Annotated in this window: 10 protein-coding genes; 4 read left to right on the forward strand and 6 right to left on the reverse strand. The window is 52.8% G+C overall.

Annotation, left to right across the window (positions count from 1 at the left end):
- Nucleotides 1-4: 4 nt before the first annotated feature.
- The 4 genes from ACTJJS_RS30320 (at nucleotide 5) to ACTJJS_RS30335 (ending at nucleotide 4769) form a co-directional block, all read left to right on the forward strand.
- Nucleotides 5-940 (forward strand): dihydrodipicolinate synthase family protein, encoded by a 936-nt coding sequence (locus ACTJJS_RS30320; RefSeq protein WP_440667480.1) that lies wholly within the window; start codon nucleotides 5-7, stop codon nucleotides 938-940.
- A gap of 11 nt (nucleotides 941-951) precedes the next feature.
- The gene (locus tag ACTJJS_RS30325; protein WP_440667482.1) at nucleotides 952-1860 is read left to right on the forward strand and encodes an alpha/beta hydrolase; all 909 of its coding nucleotides are present in this window, start codon (nucleotides 952-954) and stop codon (nucleotides 1858-1860) included.
- Between the two features lie 19 nt (nucleotides 1861-1879).
- Nucleotides 1880-4468, forward strand: a complete 2589-nt coding sequence (locus ACTJJS_RS30330; RefSeq protein ID WP_440667484.1) for a sodium:solute symporter family transporter — start codon at nucleotides 1880-1882, stop codon at nucleotides 4466-4468.
- A gap of 133 nt (nucleotides 4469-4601) precedes the next feature.
- Nucleotides 4602-4769 (forward strand): hypothetical protein, encoded by a 168-nt coding sequence (locus ACTJJS_RS30335; RefSeq protein ID WP_168873957.1) that lies wholly within the window; start codon nucleotides 4602-4604, stop codon nucleotides 4767-4769.
- A gap of 96 nt (nucleotides 4770-4865) precedes the next feature.
- Here ACTJJS_RS30335 and ACTJJS_RS30340 read toward each other — a convergent pair whose 3' ends face one another.
- The 6 genes from ACTJJS_RS30340 to ACTJJS_RS30365 all read right to left on the reverse strand — a co-directional run bounded on the left by ACTJJS_RS30340 (nucleotide 4866) and on the right by ACTJJS_RS30365 (nucleotide 17285).
- Nucleotides 4866-6866: a glutaminase domain-containing protein gene (locus ACTJJS_RS30340; protein WP_440667485.1), complete on the reverse strand. Its 2001-nt coding sequence runs from the start codon at nucleotides 6864-6866 to the stop codon at nucleotides 4866-4868.
- Between the two features lie 430 nt (nucleotides 6867-7296).
- Nucleotides 7297-8574, reverse strand: a complete 1278-nt coding sequence (locus ACTJJS_RS30345) for a hypothetical protein (RefSeq protein WP_440667487.1) — start codon at nucleotides 8572-8574, stop codon at nucleotides 7297-7299.
- Nucleotides 8575-8695: 121 nt separating this feature from the next.
- Nucleotides 8696-10969 (reverse strand): family 20 glycosylhydrolase, encoded by a 2274-nt coding sequence (locus ACTJJS_RS30350; protein ID WP_440667488.1) that lies wholly within the window; start codon nucleotides 10967-10969, stop codon nucleotides 8696-8698.
- Between the two features lie 94 nt (nucleotides 10970-11063).
- Nucleotides 11064-11669, reverse strand: coding sequence for a pseudouridine synthase (locus ACTJJS_RS30355; protein WP_440667489.1), 606 nt, complete (start codon nucleotides 11667-11669; stop codon nucleotides 11064-11066).
- 21 nt (nucleotides 11670-11690) lie between these two features.
- Entirely contained in the window at nucleotides 11691-12146 is a 456-nt protein-coding gene (locus ACTJJS_RS30360; RefSeq protein ID WP_440667491.1) for a hypothetical protein, read from the reverse strand.
- Between the two features lie 111 nt (nucleotides 12147-12257).
- A complete protein-coding gene (locus ACTJJS_RS30365) occupies nucleotides 12258-17285 on the reverse strand; it encodes a DUF4132 domain-containing protein (RefSeq protein ID WP_440667492.1) in 5028 nt (1675 codons plus the stop codon).
- Nucleotides 17286-17337 lie beyond the last annotated feature (52 nt).

Raw genomic sequence — 17337 nt, forward strand, 5'->3', positions numbered from 1 at the left:
ACACATGAACGACATGACAGCAACACGCATTCAGGGACTGGTGGCCGCACCATTTACACCCATGCACGCCGACGGAAGCATCCATACCGAACGGATACACGAAATAGTGCAGACACTGATCAGCAACGGTATTACAGGTATGTTTGTCTGCGGCAGCACCGGAGAAGGTCCTTCCATGACCACGGCCGAAAGAATGGAAACCGCCGCAGCCTTCATCCGCGCCGCAGATAAAAAACTGAAAGTATTCGTACACGTAGGACATAACAGTCTGCAGGAAGCCCGACAGCTGGCAGCCCATGCACAGGAGCATGGCGCCGATTTTATCTCTGCCACGCTGCCCACTTACTTTAAAATACAGACCATACAAGGCCTGATAGACAGTCTGGCCACTATTGCGGCAGGCGCCCCGCAGCTGCCGCTGTTCTATTATAATATTCCGGCACTCACGGGCATATCGCTTGATATGGTGGCATTCCTCGAACAGGCCGCCGGTAAACTGCCTACCCTCGCCGGTATTAAATACACCGCGCCTTTCATACATGACTTCCAGGCGTGTATGCATGCCAGTGAAGGACGGTACGAACTGCTCTATGGCACGGACGAAATGTTGCTGAGCGCCCTCGCTACCGGCTCCCATGGTTTTATCGGCAGCACCTATAATTTCGCCGCGCCGTTGTATAACGACCTGATACAGGCTTTCGCCGACGGACAGCTGCAAAAGGCGCAACAGTGCCAGCTGCACTCCGTGGAAATGGTGCGCATCATTGTCAAATATGGCGGGCTGCGTGCCCAGAAGGCCATGATGCGTATGATAGGCCTCGACTGCGGCGATGTAAGATTACCGTTACAACCTTTTGAAGAGAACGAGTATATTTCCATGGAAAAAGACCTGCGCGCCATCGGCTTCTTCGACTGGTGTACCCGGGTCGCCAAACCATAAAATCCACGTTCATGAAAAAGTTCCTTTTGATCAGCATGCTGACAGTCAGCGCCTTTATTGCCCAGGCCCAACAAGACAAACCCATTCTCTTATACCCTGAAGGCGTACCCAATTCCAAGCCAGCGCCAGCCGATTACCGGGAAGATGCCGACAGCAACCGCATACGGCTGGTCACGCAACCGGAGCTGATTCCTTTTCACGCGCCGGCCGGCAAAGCTACCGGCGCCGCGGTCGTGATCTGCCCGGGCGGCGGATATGGCAGCGTGGTGATAGGCCGTGAGGGGTATGCCATCGCACGACGCTTTCAACAGGCAGGCATTTCCGCGTTCGTCGTTAAATACCGTCTGCCAAACGACCGGATCATGCCTGACAAGTCCAAAGGGCCATTGCAGGATGCGCAGCGTGCATTACAAATTGTACGGCAACATGCCGCCGAATGGGGCCTGCAGCCCGGCAAAACCGGCATCATTGGCTTTTCGGCCGGCGGGCATCTCGCTTCTACTGTAGGTACGCATTTCGCACAACCCGTGATCGACAATCCTGCGCAGCTGAACCTTCGCCCGGATTTTATGATACTCGTGTACCCGGTGATCAGCTTTACTTCGTATATGCATGCCGGTTCCAGGAAAAACCTGCTGGGAGAAAACCCCGACAGCGCGCTGATAAAGCTGTACAGCAACGAATTGCAGGTAACGGCCAATACGCCGCCCACCTTCCTGCTGCATGCACAGGACGACAAAGTAGTGCCGGTGCAGAACAGCCTGCTGTTTTATAACGCGCTGGTCAATGCCGGCGTAAAGGCGGAGATGCACCTTTACCAGAACGGCGGTCATGGTTTCGGGCTGTACAATAAAACCACGCGGGACGACTGGTTTGAGCGATGCCTGCACTGGATGCAGGCCAACAGCTGGATACAATGACCAGCGTAAAACACACGTCATGAAAAAACTGATTCTTCCTTTATTATTGATATTGGGTATGTCTTTCCGAACTACCGTCAGCCGTGGCCAGGAGCCGCCGGCCGGCTATTTCTCCTGGGGGCAGCTTCCTGTCCTGCCGGATGACCATGGGTTTGCCGGATCATTTGCCGGCGTGTCCAATAATGCTTTGCTGGTGGCCGGTGGCGCTAACTTCCCCGATGGAGGTGCGCCCTGGAACGGCGGTATTAAACAGTGGCATGATCAGGTGTGGGCACTCGAAAAGCCCGGTGGCCAATGGAAACAGGCGGGCAGGTTGCCGATGCCGCTGGGCTACGGTGTGTCCGCCACCTGGCGGGACGCGCTCGTATGTGTAGGCGGCAGTAATAAGGACGGTCATACCGCTACAACGTTCCTGCTCCGGTATACTAACGGGCAGGTACAAACGGAGCCTTTGCCCGACCTGCCTGTTGCAAGTGCCAACGCCAGCGGCGCCCTGGATGGTGACATCCTGTATATTGCAGGCGGGACGGAAACGCCTTCCGATACTACCGCCGTCAAATATTTTTGGTCGATAGATCTGTCCAGGCCCGCTGGCAGCCGCCAGTGGCAGAAACTTCCACCCTTCCCCGGGCCGGCGCGTATGTTGGCCGTAGCGGGCGTGCAGCAACATCATTTTTACCTTTTCAGCGGCGTACATACGTATACGTTACCCGGCGATGCCACCATACGCCGCACCTTCCTGGCGGACGCCTGGTGTTATGAACCCGGCAAAGGCTGGCGCAGCATAACGTCCCTGCCTCATGCGGCCGCAGCTGCGCCCAGTCCGGCTTTCGCGTCGGGACAGTCACAACTGTTGATCTTCGGCGGTGACGATGGCCGGTACTTTGAACAAAGCAGCCAGTTAAAAGAGCAGCATCCGGGTTTCTCCGACGACATACTCGGCTACAACACCATCACCGACACCTGGGCCGTTACCGGACATATGCCGGTACAAAAAGCCGGTGACAGCGTCACTAACCCCAACGGCAGTACGTGGGCGCCGGTGACTACCCCTACGGTCGTATGGCAGGGCCAGCTGATTATTCCCGGCGGAGAAGTAAGACCTGCCACCAGGACACCACGGATACTAACGGCTACGCCTACACAGCCGCCCAGCGGCTTCCGGCTGACAGACTGGATGGTGGTGGGACTGTATTTTCTGCTTGTGGTGGGTATCAGCGTAGTGGTTTCCCGCAACATGCAGAACACCACCAGCGATTTCTTCCTTGGTGGAGGCAAAATACCCTGGTGGGCGGCCGGTCTTAGTATATTTGGCTCCAAGCTCAGCGCGCTCACGTTCATTGCCATTCCGGCCAAAGCCTTCGCCACCGACTGGGTATACTTTCTTAATAATATGATGATCGTGGTGGTGGCCCCGCTCATCGTCTATTTTTACCTGCCCTACTTCCGTAAGCTGAAGCTCACCAGCGTATATGAGTACCTGGCCATCCGCTTCAGTCCCGGTGTAAAATTGCTGGGGAGTTTTACCTTCCTGGTATTTCAGATCAGCCGCCTGGGTATTGTGATTTACCTGCCTGCGTTAGTGTTAAGCGCCGTGACCGGAGTCAACATCATTATCTGTATTGTGGCCACCAGTGCCATTACCACCGCGTATAGCGCTTCGGGGGGCATTGAGGCCGTTATCTGGACTGAAGTGATGCAGGTAGGCGTGTTACTGGGCGGCGCCCTGCTTAGCCTTGTCTTTATATCCCGCTCACTGGATGGTGGTTTCGGCCAGGTGTTTACCGAAGCCGCTGCCCATGGCAAGTTCAGACTGGCCATTCTGCAATGGGACATCACACAGCCGGTGCTTTGGGTGATCTTTGTAGGCGGCTTCCTGACACAGCTGGTCACGTATTCATCTGATCAGGTGGTGGTACAGCGTTACCTGACCACATCCACCGAAAAAGAGGCCCGCCAGTCGATCTACACTAACGCGCTGCTGGTCATCCCCGCTTCGCTTATTTTTTTTCTGGTGGGTACGGCGTTATGGGTATACTTCCGGCACCATCCGGCCAACCTGAACCCGCATGGCAATACCGACGATGTGTTTCCCTGGTATATCTCCCAGCAGCTGCCGGCAGGACTGGCAGGGCTTGTAATAGCCGGTCTTTTCGCTGCTACGATGTCCACCATCAGTTCCAGCATGAATGCCATTGCAACCGTGATCACCACCGATTTTTATCCTTTGTTCAGGCCTGCGGCCGATGACAAACAGCGATTTGTATTTGCCCGCCGGATGACTGTGATACTGGGTGTATTGGGCTGTGGCATTGCGCTTTACCTGGTGTCGCTGCACAACACTTCTATCTGGGACCAGTACCTGAAAATCATCGGGTTGTTTGGCGGATGCCTCGCAGGCATGTTCCTGGCAGGTATTTTTATTCCAAAGGTGAATGCACGGGGAATTATCACCGGCTTTACCATCAGCGCCGTAAGCCTCTATTTTGTGCAACGTTATACCACGATCAATTTTTTCCTGTACCCCGCCGTGGCGGTGGTGATCTGTGTAGTGACCGGTTACCTGGCCTCTTTGGGCAGTGGCCGGGAGGCCACTCAGGCCGTATAAAAGCGGGAACCATAGACAGCGTTGTGTGCAATATTTGCATCAGTATTGGTCGCAACAACCTTTACAAGCAATTAATTTCCAGTGCATTATATTTCGGCATGTTTTTCCCGGCTATTTTTTAAAACCGTTTTTTATGAAACGTAACCGTCACAGCAGAACGGCTAAAATGAACCGGAGCCGTTCTCATCATGAACAGGATGAACGGACCAATAATCCATCATCATCCGAACAGAACATGCAGAACCGGGAACAACCTATTGAAACTTCAAAAAAACACGGTGAACACCGTAAAGGCAAATAACACAAAAAGCCCCGGGCGTAAAACCCGGGGCTTATTTTTTGTCCCAGGGCTGAAGCCCTGGGCTACAATCTGAAATACGAATGATATGATTGATGCTTATTTTCCTTTGTGCAGCTTGAGGTCCAGCATCTTCATAAAATATCCTCCCACCACGCTCCTTGCCTGAAACCCAACTTTTTTACCATCTGTAGTTTCATGCCAGTCACTCAGCGGAACACGTGTAGGCGTCTCCGTTAAATACCTGTACAACGGTTGAACAAAGGGTGTCATATCATCTCCCAAGACGGCCGTCCACATGATCCAGTCAGATTTTGTGTAAGTCTTCCGGCTATCCAGCGGCAGGCCGAAAGGTTGTTGTTTTCCGAGGTAATAGTTTATCTCCTTACTATAAACAGCCTTCGGAAAGAGATGAAAATCAAGTACTTTGTCCCACACCATATTATACTTCTGGCTCCAGGTGCCAGGCTTGCCAAAGGCCAGCGTGTAGTGGTCACCGTCAGCCGCCAGGTCTTGCCATTTTTGGGCCATGTCACGGGCCTGGTCGTTATATCGTGTAGCCGTTGCCGTTTCTCCGAGCATACCGGCCAACATGGCGTATGACTTAATACCCATGATAGCCTTCAGGGAAAGGTTGGCATTGCGTGCCAGGTGCCCGGCAAAGTCGTCGGTACATAACTGGTTGGCCGGATCGAAGCCTGCCTGCAGGAGGTAATCGGCCCAGGTGGTCAGTGTTTTCCAATGTGCCTTAGCGTAATTTGCATTGCCTTCCACCGCTGCAATAGCTCCCGCCAGGATGAGCATATTACCAGACTCCTCAACAGGCATATCTTCCCCATATACCTGCCCGTTAGCCAACGGGTAAGTGCCCAGGTCGTGCGCAGCAAAAGGTTTGGTGTAACGTCCGCTTTCGGAATAGTCAAAGATGCCGGTCATCATGCCTTTCAGCAGATCGGGGTTATACAGGAGGAAAAGAGGAGCCGAAGGATAGGTGACATCTACCGTGTTAATACAACCATTGCTGAAATTTTCTTTGGACAGAAACAGCAGCTGTCCTTTAGGGCCTTTCACCAGTTTATGGGCGGCCACGCTCTGGCGGTAGGCCAGTTCACACAATGCTGCATACTGCTCTCCGCCGGCGGCGATGGCGGCGGCACGCAGCTCCCGGTCAAATGCTTCACACTGCTGTTGCACGGTGGCGTAATCCTTCAGCGCCGTATTAAGTTCGTTTTCAATGGTGGCCCCCGGTGTATCTTTCCACCACGCCTTCAGGTTGGTGTTAAAATACTGGATGGCATAGAGGTCGTCATAACCAAGCAGGAACAACTGCTCCTTCGGCGCCGTGCCTACCATGCCCAACGACACGCTGGTGCTCAACATCTGCTGCCGGTCCCCCCTGGCCACGCTGGTTTTCTTATGGACAAAGCGCTGTGCCGCTTCAGCCGGAGAACAGACGTATTGATCAGCCTTTGCCGACAAAGGAACTCCCACATACAGGTAACCCCAGTCAATACGCAGGTCATCCCCTTTTTTTTGTAACACTGGCTGCGACACGGTGCCGGCTTTTAACAAGGACAACTTTCCGTTGGTGAACTGCCTGGCAGTGACAGGCTGCGACGGCCCATTGACGGCCAGGTCAGAGGAAGCACCGAAATACACGTCTACAGCGTGTTGCCTGTTGTCGATCGCATGCACGCAGTAAGAAATATAGGACACCGGTCGGGACATCAACCTAAGATCACGCACCAATAAGGGCGATGTAAAGGTCAGCGTAAGGGCAACCTGCCCGCACCTGAACTGATAAACAGTCTGGGTGGCATGTACCGCCACGTCCGTCTGTTGCGCTGGCACAATACCTGCTTCTGGGCCGTCAGAGCCGCCCAACACCCGGTAAGTCACGCCGTCCACTTTCACCAGGCCGGACAACGCCTGCTGCGCTCCTGTCCAGTGAACAGTAGCAGCCTTGTTAAGCGTGTCCGTATTTGACCAGACACTGAAATACGGATCATGGGTTATCAGCGGATAAGCGGGCGCTTTCTGCTGGGCTTGTACACGGTATCCGGCGATACCTAAACATAAAAGGACCAGGATTCTCTTCATAACGGGAATATTAAGCGTATTTTTTACAGTTATGAAAAATAGCAAGCTTTTTCAGGAATGAAAGAGAAAAATGATGAACGGCGTCCCAGGGCTGAAGCTGTGGGCTATATGTCTCTTCAGCCGTAGCTGCTGAGATCAGGCAAATCAGTATTGCAGGCGAAGATTAGTGTTTTGGGCGGAAATTAAACAGCATTGACCGTGTAAAGGCCGGCTTTTAAGTACGATCAGGTTATAATAAGCAGTTCTTTAACCTTATGAACCCGAAACACAGGGCAGCCCAGGGCTTCTCAGCCCCGGGACAAAAAAACGCAGACCCTGCAAACGCCTTGGAGGCCCTGAGAAGCCTTTTCAGTACGTTATTCAGATCTGCGCGTATCTTGAGTCAGATAATTCGGAGCGCAAAAATAAAACAATTAAAATAAATATTCAACTAAAACCAGATAAACCATTGTGGCTGCCAGCGTACCAGGCTGGCGATGGCCCAGATGAGCACCGCCATTCCCAGGCTGCCCACTGCTTTACGGTTTTTCCAGGAGTAACCTAACAATACCGGCACCTCCCAGTATTTGGCGATGACATACAGCAGCAGTCCACCGAGACCGGTCCAGGTAAGCATGGGGATGGTCTGTTGACCGCCTGCCAGTACACAGGCGCACAACCACCCTACCGTAAGCAATTGCAGCCAGACATAGTTCTTCGTTCCGCAGCGGGTCACTTCTTCGATGGACATTGGCAGCAGCATACACGCCAGCAGTACAGACACCGCGATCAATATCTCCGGCCGCGGCGGCGGCAGTAACACCAGCGCTATCCATAACAGCAGGGTCGCCGCAGCGTACATGGCCAGTTGTTTATCGGCCCGCCTTGATTCCACCGGAAACGGCAATACCAGCCGTCTCAGGATTTTATACAGGTATACCACAGGAGGCAATGTAAACAAGGCCACCATGCCCGGCACCACCACTTCATAGCCATACCATTCTTCGGGAACGCGGAACATCAGCCAGCCCAGCGCCAGCGTGGCGCCCAATGCCGGCAGTCCCACTTCGATGATGGATTCCTTCGTGGTGCTGCGCCGCTCCAGATGATCAACCACATGCTCCAGGTAACGCTTGATCTGGTCCTGCCGTGTAGCCACCGCCGTTAGTTGCGCCCACAGGGTGAAAACGGAGACCTGCAAAACTACGGTCCGCAGCATCTCATCCCCGATCAGCACCCCTCCGTAGATGCCGGCCACGCTCAGCAGTAACAGCTCCCACGTAAGCATGCGCGGTGAGAAAATACGGCGGAACAAACGATACAACCTGGCATACAGCCAGCCATATATCCGGCTCCAGTAACGGCTTAACAGCTGTATCAGCGAATAAGCTGCAATGAGCGCGGCCAGTCCTATCAGCAGCCGCGAGGCGGTAAACACCCCACGCAACGCCTGCAGGCGCGAAGGCTGCTTTACCTTGTACACCAGTTCCGTGTTGGTCAGCAGCTCCTTCGCCAGGATGCCGGCCTCCGCATGGCCTACCTCTTTCAGCTCCTGCGCATGCTGCTGCCAGAAACTGTCAGCTACAGGCTGCCCGGCGTACGTTTGCAACGTACCATATTGATACAATAATTTCTTCTGGGAAACGGAAAGCCCCGACAAGGTCTGTGCGAGGTCATAATCCCTGGTTTGGGCGTATGCAGAACAGGTTAACATTACAATGATGACCATGATTACTGCTGATCGAAGCCTACAGCTAATACTCATACATTTCATTTTCTTACAGAAACATCCTGCAATATAAACAAACGACGGTAGAACTACGCATCGGCAGTAATCATGGCCATTATACCTATAATTTTTGGAGCGGGCCGCCTTTCACGCTATACTCCAGCTTCAGGGTGTATCCGCCGCCGCCTTCCACAAAATCCACTTTCAGCGGATGCCAGCCTTTTTCCAGCGCCACCTGGCCGCTTTTCTGCAAAGGAGCATGCCAGCCGTCATTGTTGACCACCGCTTTGTTGCCGATGTACAACATACCGCCGTCATCGCAGGTGAGATAAAAACTGTAGATGGCTGTTTCCGGCGCGTAAAAGTACCCTTGCAAGCGGGCGCCAAAGGCTTCGCCATGGCCGAGCCCTTCGGGGATGACCACATTATCGGTGCGCAGCGTGCTGTCCGGCGTGGCTTTTATTTTAGCGGTGGTTTTAAACGCGCCTTTGAAGTAGTCCAGCTGAAAGCCAGTCGTAGCGGGTTTGTCAGCCGCCTTCGCATAAGCCTCCTGGCGGTAACGAAGGGTGTAGATGTCCCCGCGGTTGCCCATCGGGCTGAAGGCGGCCAGCTTAAAGGTCTGCGGAGCTGTTACCGGCAATGCAGCAGGCAATACCGGCGACTGTGGCCCGGGAACAGACCCGTCGGTAGTGTAACGTATAGTCGTGCCGGTTAAAGGGGCCTTCACTTCCAGCATACCTTTGTCCACAAACACGTTGTCTTCGGTAAATCCTTCCAGGTCGGGCAAACGGTAATGCACCCCCAGCTGATCGAGGCGGGCAAATTGTTCGTTTAACCGTTGGAGGTAGTTATCATAATCCTGGCGGTGTGTCCATAATACTTCCGCCAGGGCCGTCATGCGGGGCATGAACATATAATCGGCGCGTTTTTCGGAAGGAATGTATTCCGTCCAGATATTGGCCTGTGCGCCCATGATGGTGGTCGCTTCGGCGGCGGTCAGCCCTTTGGGCACCGGTTCGAAATGGTATACATTACCGAGGGAGTTCCTGTCTGGCGCAGCATCGAAATACAGCGGGTTGCCCGGCGTCATGATCACTTTGTTACCGTGACGGGCAGCCTTTACCGGGGCGTCAGGCACCCAGGCCCGCCAGTACATGAGGATAGCGGTGGGGCTGATACCGCCTTCCAGGATCTCGTCCCAGCCGATCAGCACCTTGCCTTTGGAATGGAAGAATTTCTCCATTCTTTTCACGAAGTAGCTCTGTAACTCTTCCACATTCTTCAGGTTGTTGGCCTTCATCACTTCCGCACACAGCGGAGAAACAGCCCAGCTGGTCTTTTCCACTTCATCAGCGCCGAGGTGCATGTATTTGGACGGGAAGAGCGCTGCTATCTCGGTATATACATCTTCCGCAAACCGGAAAGTGCTTTCATTGCAGGGGCAGATAGGCGTGGAGAAATCTTTGCCCCAGCCGGACTTGCCGTCACAGGTGAGGAAAGGATAGGCACGGATGGCAGCCATCATATGGCCCGGCATATCTATTTCCGGGATGATCTCTATATGACGGGCGGCGGCATAAGCGATGACGTCTTTCATCTGCGCCTGCGTATAAAAGCCACCATAGAGGGTTTTACCATCTTTATGAATAACGTGCTCCTGGTCAATCGCCATATCGGGGTTCTCCTTTGCTTTCTCCATGCAAACAGAATCCTGGTTGTTCCATTCTCTCCAGGCGCCCACGGAAGTCAGCAACGGGTATTTTTTGATTTCAATACGCCAGCCCTGGTCATCTGTCAGGTGCAGGTGCAACTTGTTCATCTTATACAGCGCCAGCAGATCGATAAATTTCTTCAGGTAGCTGACAGAGAAAAAATGGCGGGACACATCGAGGTGCATACCACGCCAGGCATATACCGGGTGATCTTTCAACTGCATGGCCGGAATGGCTACAGACCGCAGGTTACCGGTCGTGCGGCCTTCAATGGTGGAGGGCATCAGCTGCCGCAGGGTAACAATGGCCCTGAAAAAACCGGTGGGTGATTTAGCGCCGATCAGCAACTGCTGCGGCGTTACCTGCAAGGTGTAGTCTTCCTCTCCGGACAACGTCAGGTCCTGTTTCAGCACAATTGTGTTGCCGGTGGCGGCAGTAGCCGTTTTCAGCGTAGTGCCAATCCCCTGTTTCACCAGTGCCTGCAGCTGCGTCACTTCATTGGCAAACGCGCGTGCATTGACAGGCAATACCAGTCGGGTGCTGCCGGTAATGGTAAAAGACCCTTCCATCGGGACCAACTGCTGCGGATAAGGAATAACCGGATAACGTTTTTCCTGGGCGTGGGCGGAATAAAGCCCTATCCCCAACGCCAAAGACAGCGTCAGAACGAAAACTCTTCTCATAAAAAATTCTTGTTATAGCATGATTTCCAACAAGCAAACCTAACAAGAAAAGAAGGCGCTTCCTAATGGGATATTCCCATTTTCGGGTTTTATTTTATAGGTCAGTGGCTAATTTCAGGCGTTCGAAGAAGGTGGCTTCGTCCAGTTCCCTTACTTCACCGGGCTGCATGTCCCCCAGCTCCATGTTTTCTATAGACACGCGGATGAGGCGCTGGCAGCGGTGTTTCACCGCCCCCACCATTTTGCGCACCTGATGGTATTTGCCTTCCGTAAGGGTGATCAGTAACCAGGTATGCGGCGCCCGGTCCGGCGTTTCGGAAGGACGGGGCAACAGGCCGACGGGCCTGTCTACGATAGACACTTTATGAGGCACCGCCACATATTCCAGCTGCCCGGTGATGGGAATGCGGACACCCGTTTGCAGCCGTTGCAGCGTCTGGGGCAGCACATGCCCTTTGACCCGTACGAGGTAGGTACGCTGGTGTGGCTGTTCTCCCTGGAACAACAGCCGGGTTATCTTTTTATTGGTCGTAAGCAGCAACAATCCTTCCGAATGATTGTCCAGCCGGCCGATGGCGTGCGTCCCTTCAGGAAATTGAAAATCCAGGTCACCCAGCAGTTTCACCTTTCCTGCATCGGAACTGATAAACTGGGAAACCATGTCATATGGTTTGTAGATAATAAAATAGCGGTGCGTCATGTGGCTGCAAATTGCCACAAATCAACGGAATTTCCATAGGGGCTTTCCGGGGCGGGGCAATGCCGGCTCCCGGGTATATAGCAGTTCGTTGGACAACAGGCCCAGCATCACCGGTGCGCCGGTCAGCTGAAACGGGCTGCCCGCATAGGGTTGGGCCAGTATAATCCGGTGCTGGTGGTCTTTATCGTAGAGGACAAACATAAACGCTTCCCCCGAGATCTGCATTTTATCATCGGTATAAAGGGCATCTTTTGCATACACAGCATACAGGGGACCGTTTTCCCGGAGGCGTTGGTCAAACCAATCGTCCGCCGTTGCCAGGCCGGGAGCTTCTTCCATTTGCTGCCCTTGGGCATTCACCAGCAACAGGACAGGGCTCAGGGATGCAGCATGGTTGTTTTTTAAACCTGCTACATATTCCAGCATTAGCGAAAAATGGTTCATCAACTCGTTGGAAACATCCTGTAGTCCGTGCATAGCAGACAGTATTAGGCTTACGTCCTGACCGGTAAAAACCAAACATACAGAATATTACTGATAAAAAAACAATCAACCCCGGGCTAAAGCCCGGGGCTACGATTGTTTATCTTAATTATGCGATAGCTGCTCTAAGACGGTAGGGTCCTGTATTTCGTGGTCCCTGGCCAGCAGCAGCACTTTGGAGATCAATTCGGCTGATTTCGGGTCTTCGTCCACAAACGGAAGGAAGATACGGCCTCTGTGCTGGGAATGTACCGGCAAAATGGAGATATACCTTCCCGGCAGCTGGTGTACCACCGCACTGCCCAGGTGTACGCTGTATTCGCCCAGCTTGCCTTTGATCGTAGCATGGTTGCCGTTCACTTTCACATTGGAGAGCTTAAAGAGGCGGAGGGTTTCTTCCAGCAGCACTTTTCTCATTTCAATGGAAGAATGGCTGGCTTCCGGGTCTACCCCGCCCACATGGGCCACGCTTACTACCAGGTCGAGGTCACGCATCACTTCACTGAAGATCAGCGGGGAGATGTCTTTAAACGCTACCGGTGTGTAGGTTTTAAGATCGTGGAATTTAATGGTTTCCAGCGTGGGGCTTTCCACTTCTGCCGGTGAGAACCAATCGGCCATGGCATATATCTTAGCTACAAAACCTTCCTTGTGGAATACTTTCTGTAAACCTTCCTCGTAGTCCACTTTCCAGCCCCTGGTTTTGAGCAGGGCGGCTGTCTGCGTAGGTTGTACCTGATGGCCGGCATAACGGCGGGACACGGACACTTCTTTCAGCTCGTCTTCCAGCGGCACATACAGCTCACGGAAGACCTGTTTGAACGGCTGCTGAACGGACTTCTCAAAACAATAGCGCTGATAATCGCTCCACACGCCTGCCTGGTTCAGATCACTGCTATGGGCAATGCGGATGCCGTCTTTGGCTGTCAGCTTCGTCGCTTTTCCTTTGGCGTCTACCAGGCTGCCGCTGTGATAAAAACCGTTGGCCTGGTCCGTGATGAACACCAGCTTTTCCAGGTGTTTGGCAATCACGGGGTGGTCGAACAGGGTGGAAATTTCCTCAAAGGAGAAGACATCCCCGCGTACCATGGCGTCTTCCAGCCCTTTACGGGAGCGGCGGAATTGTTCACGCAGTGTTTTCTTATACTCGTTCAGCTCTTCTACCTTCTTGTCCTTTTTATATTTCGGGGGAACAGCTTTCAGTTGTTTGTCTCCCTTGAAGGCTACCACGTCCGCCTGTCCTTCTTCGTCGATGACCAGTCCTATTACCACGTCATCGTACTGCACCTGTGTTTCTTTAGACAGAATGCCCTGCACCTGCCGGGTTTCCATGGCCCAGGTCAGTCGTTGCGGATCGGCATATCCGGCATTGCGGGCCAGGTTTTCCATAGCGATCCGCAGTGCCAGCGCTTCGCTGGATTGTTTCTGGGCGCCAAACTGGCGGCTTTCTTTCTTAAATTGCTGAAGGTATTCGTAGCGGGCCAGCACATCTTTTTCCGGGTTGGTTTTGCTCAGTGGTATCAGGCCATAGAGACGCAGATAGTCCTGGTCCCGTTTGTCTTTTACCTTCTGCGTCACTTCCTTGATCTTCAGATCGCCGGTGATAACGTCAGCGTATAAACGTGCGCGGCGGTGGGCGTTACCATCGCTGATATACTTCGCTGCTTCATATACGATGGCCCAGCGCTGTTTGCCCAGTTCCTTATAGGCTTTCACAAACCAGTCCTTGTCTACCGCGCCATCTTTAAAGTCCTGTAAATCCACCGCGGAGTAGCGGGCTATCTCGCTTTCCGCTTCCGCGTTTTGTTCGTTGCCGGCAGATTTGGTATGGGCATGCATCCACCAGATGGCGGAATCCAGGCCTTTCCACCCCAGGTGCTGGCTGACGAACTTCTGCCACTGTGGCGCATATACGGCCGCTTCAATCAGTTGTGCTTCCGTCAGTTTCACTTTCTTCACGGTTTCATCGAACAGCTCCTGTGTATCTTCCGGCAACGGGAAACAGCATTTCAACAGCAGGCTGAATATTTTCTGTTTGCTCATAGCCTCGGCGTTATAGCTATAGACGTAACCCCGGTTGAGCGTCGTTTTCCCAAGGCCGGCCCATATCTCACCGAAACGTTTAACCCCGTAGATAACTCCCAGCACCTGCACCATGTTGGTTACAGGCGTGGCGGAGTCTCCCCTTTTCAGTTCAATGTCCAGGAAGTGTTCCCTGACTTTAATGAACATCTTTTCCAGGAACGGATGATCTTCGAAATAATTTTCCTTGTTTTTGCCTTTGCGGCCGTTAGACAATGTGCGCATGTTCTCCGGACTGATCAGCCCGCGGTACATCTCACTTTCAGATATTATTCCGGCTTCAAAGGCTTTGACGAATACCGATAATGGAGGCAGGTACTTCGGCGCCAGCTCAGGCAGACCGGAAAACTGCCGCCAGTGGTAAAGGTTCCAGCAGTCTTTCAGCAGTTGTTTGTCAGAAGGTATTTCATATAAGAAAGACAGAAAACGTTCCAGCCGGGCGTTGCCTTGCCAGCCTTTCAGGCCGTAGTAGCTATTTTCCGTATACTGCAGCATTTCAGGGGTCAATTCATTAAACACCCGTTTGCAGGCCCCCAACAGGAACGCTGCCCGCTGTTCAAACGGATGGATCAGCTGCAGCGCGGTGGTTACCTTCAGTACGGGGTCGCTGGATTTATAACGGCGCCCACCTCTTAAGGCCTCGGGTATCACGTTCTCATAAAGCGGCACGTATTGTTTCATGATATTACTGCCTTTCACTTCTTCTTCCGCGTCATACAGGTCGCTCATCAGGGAGGTCAGTATAAAAATATCCCGGGGCGTAAGGCCGCTTTCCTGGTACCAGGCTTCCCATACTTCCGGTAACGGGAAATACGAATATTGCTCCTCGTTGGAAGTAAATTTATAGCTGTACGTCTTGCGGTTCTGGAAGCTATTAGCCAGCAACACCATGGATTTGGAGTTGTCGTAGTTCTCTACTTCATACTCGTAGGCAGCATGTTGCAGAAACAGCTCATTCAATTTATTGAATTGCTCATGCAACTTCTCCATGGGCATGGAGAAGCCATAAGGCCCTTCCGCGAGGCATTTACTATAGTAGTCGTCGGGGCTTACCGGCGGCAGCACCACCGGTGAAATAGCAGCCGGGTCGTACAGTCCGTAGCCATTCTCTGCGGAGTAAGACAGTACATTGCTCTCTTCCGAAAGCTGGGACAATAATATTTCCTCTTTCTGGGAGATGTTTTTCCGTTCCCTGAAGGCGGCGGTCCATGCAGTGCGTTGGGCAGCGAGGCGGTTGCTTTTTTGCAGGCGCAGCGCGATGTCCAGTCCGCCAAGGCGTTGCTCCACATCGCCCTGCAGGAGTTTGGATGTTACCGCAGTCACAATATCATCCTGCTGGCTCAGCACCATCTCAATGGTTTTACTTCTGGCAGACGCCCCTTTACGTTTTAGTATATCCGTAAACGTTTCCATCTCTTCCAGCGTAAACTGCTGGCCCTGTAGGGCATTGAACGCGATGGACACAACATATTCTCCCCTGTCTTTCAGCAGGCGCAGCGCAAAATTACGCTGGAAAGTGGTCAGTGCCCCTTCTTTTTCTTCCTGATGGAAGCTGTATGGAGAATAACCTTTGAGCAGGCTGCGGGACAGCTGTTCACGCAGGGAGACGTTCATCTCATCAAAATATCCCAACACGATCTCCAGCCGGTCGTCCCGGTCGTTGATCAATTTGATCATCGCATTGAAGACATTGTTGCGTTCATATCTGATGGTCAGCCACGAAAAAATATTTCCTTCAAATGTCTTTTCCTTTTCTTTTACCTGTTGAACGATGGTATGGAGCCTGTCGAACATCTCAGGAAAGTAGGTGTCATAATGTGGGGCATTCTGTTGCACCTTGTTATTGATGATCACCAGCGCCCTGGCCACTACGGCCAGATCGGTGTCTAGCAGGCCTTCATAGGCGGCCGGCATGTCCACGTTGTAGTAATTGGTTTCCACGGCGAACTTCAGCGCCAGGGAACGTTTTTCCGCGCTCTTGTCTTCCAGCAGCTGGAATACCAGCGGGCGTGTGGCCATGACATCGAGAACGCCCAGCGCCCATAGTGCCATGTACACCTCCGTATTGTTTTTGCTGTTCATGGCAGCAGGAATCGTATTGGGCGCTTCCAGGTATTCCAGGCCTTTTTCGAGGAAAGAGCGGACCGTGGTTTCTTTCTCTGCCTCCCAGAAGAGGCCTGCCCATACGTCCAGTGCGCGGACTACAGACGAGAAGCGGGTCAGCTTATTGTCCAGCACCACTTTCAGCATATATTTCAGCGCCCCTACGGAAGTTTCATCGAGCGATTCCATGACAGACTGCCGCAGGCCTTCCTGCCGTTGTGCAGCGAGTAGCAGTTTTTCCACCAGCTCCCATGCCGCCTGTTTATTGCTGGTCAGCAGCGCTTTGATCAGCGCACGGCTCACTTTCGCATCCGGATTTTTGTTATAGATGATATCTTCGCATGCCTTAAAGAAGGATTCATTGCCCAGGTCGATGGCAGCAGCCCATGTACGGAATAACGCTATTTCCAAAAGCTGTCCTTCACAACGCAGCTGTTCTTCAAGGGTCAGGTCAAAGCAGGTAAATTCCACTTTCGGATAATAGGCGAACTGATGTGTGCCCGGAATGGCCTGTCGCAGGAACTCCAGCTGGAGCACGAAATAGACCTCCGGATCATTGGGCGCCCGGAAGGAACGGCGGGCGTAGCCGGTCTGGTACATCTGGTAAGGGATCTGATGCCAGGCGTGTTTAACGTAAGCGCCGGTTTCCCTGCCAAAGAGGTATTCCAGCAGGTTGTCGGCTTCCGTTGTGTCCCAGAAGCCCTTTTTCAGCAGCTCTTCAAGCCGGATATATTTTTGGTCCTTATAGGTAATTGCGAATGTTTGATAATAGCCATTTTGCTTTTCACGCACCAACAGCTCATTGAGCAGGATCAATACGATTTCAGCGGTGTCTTTCGTCACCAGCGGATGCGTGGTTTCGCCACTGTAAACGGCTTTCAGGTCAGCGACCAGATTTTCGATGTAATGGGGTTTAGTCCTGGTCTTCAGGAATTCTTTAACGTCCATGGTCAAACAAATTAAGGTATGGTAATCGGGTTAAAAAATGAATGTTGGCATC

Source organism: Chitinophaga sp. 22308 (assembly GCF_052045305.1).
In the GTDB taxonomy this organism is placed as follows: Bacteria; Bacteroidota; Bacteroidia; order Chitinophagales; family Chitinophagaceae; genus Chitinophaga; species Chitinophaga varians_A.

What these genes read in the sequence shown, in the direction of transcription:
- ACTJJS_RS30360 (WP_440667491.1), bottom strand. Translation starts at nt 12,146, where the DNA reads ATGCACGGACTACAGGATGTTTCCAACGAGTTGATGAACCATTTTTCG.
- ACTJJS_RS30345 (WP_440667487.1), bottom strand. Translation starts at nt 8,574, where the DNA reads ATGGTCATCATTGTAATGTTAACCTGTTCTGCATACGCCCAAACCAGG.
- ACTJJS_RS30320 (WP_440667480.1), top strand. Translation starts at nt 5, where the DNA reads ATGAACGACATGACAGCAACACGCATTCAGGGACTGGTGGCCGCACCA.
- ACTJJS_RS30355 (WP_440667489.1), bottom strand. Translation starts at nt 11,669, where the DNA reads ATGACGCACCGCTATTTTATTATCTACAAACCATATGACATGGTTTCC.
- ACTJJS_RS30365 (WP_440667492.1), bottom strand. Translation starts at nt 17,285, where the DNA reads ATGGACGTTAAAGAATTCCTGAAGACCAGGACTAAACCCCATTACATC.
- ACTJJS_RS30335 (WP_168873957.1), top strand. Translation starts at nt 4,602, where the DNA reads ATGAAACGTAACCGTCACAGCAGAACGGCTAAAATGAACCGGAGCCGT.
- ACTJJS_RS30325 (WP_440667482.1), top strand. Translation starts at nt 952, where the DNA reads ATGAAAAAGTTCCTTTTGATCAGCATGCTGACAGTCAGCGCCTTTATT.
- ACTJJS_RS30350 (WP_440667488.1), bottom strand. Translation starts at nt 10,969, where the DNA reads ATGAGAAGAGTTTTCGTTCTGACGCTGTCTTTGGCGTTGGGGATAGGG.
- ACTJJS_RS30330 (WP_440667484.1), top strand. Translation starts at nt 1,880, where the DNA reads ATGAAAAAACTGATTCTTCCTTTATTATTGATATTGGGTATGTCTTTC.
- ACTJJS_RS30340 (WP_440667485.1), bottom strand. Translation starts at nt 6,866, where the DNA reads ATGAAGAGAATCCTGGTCCTTTTATGTTTAGGTATCGCCGGATACCGT.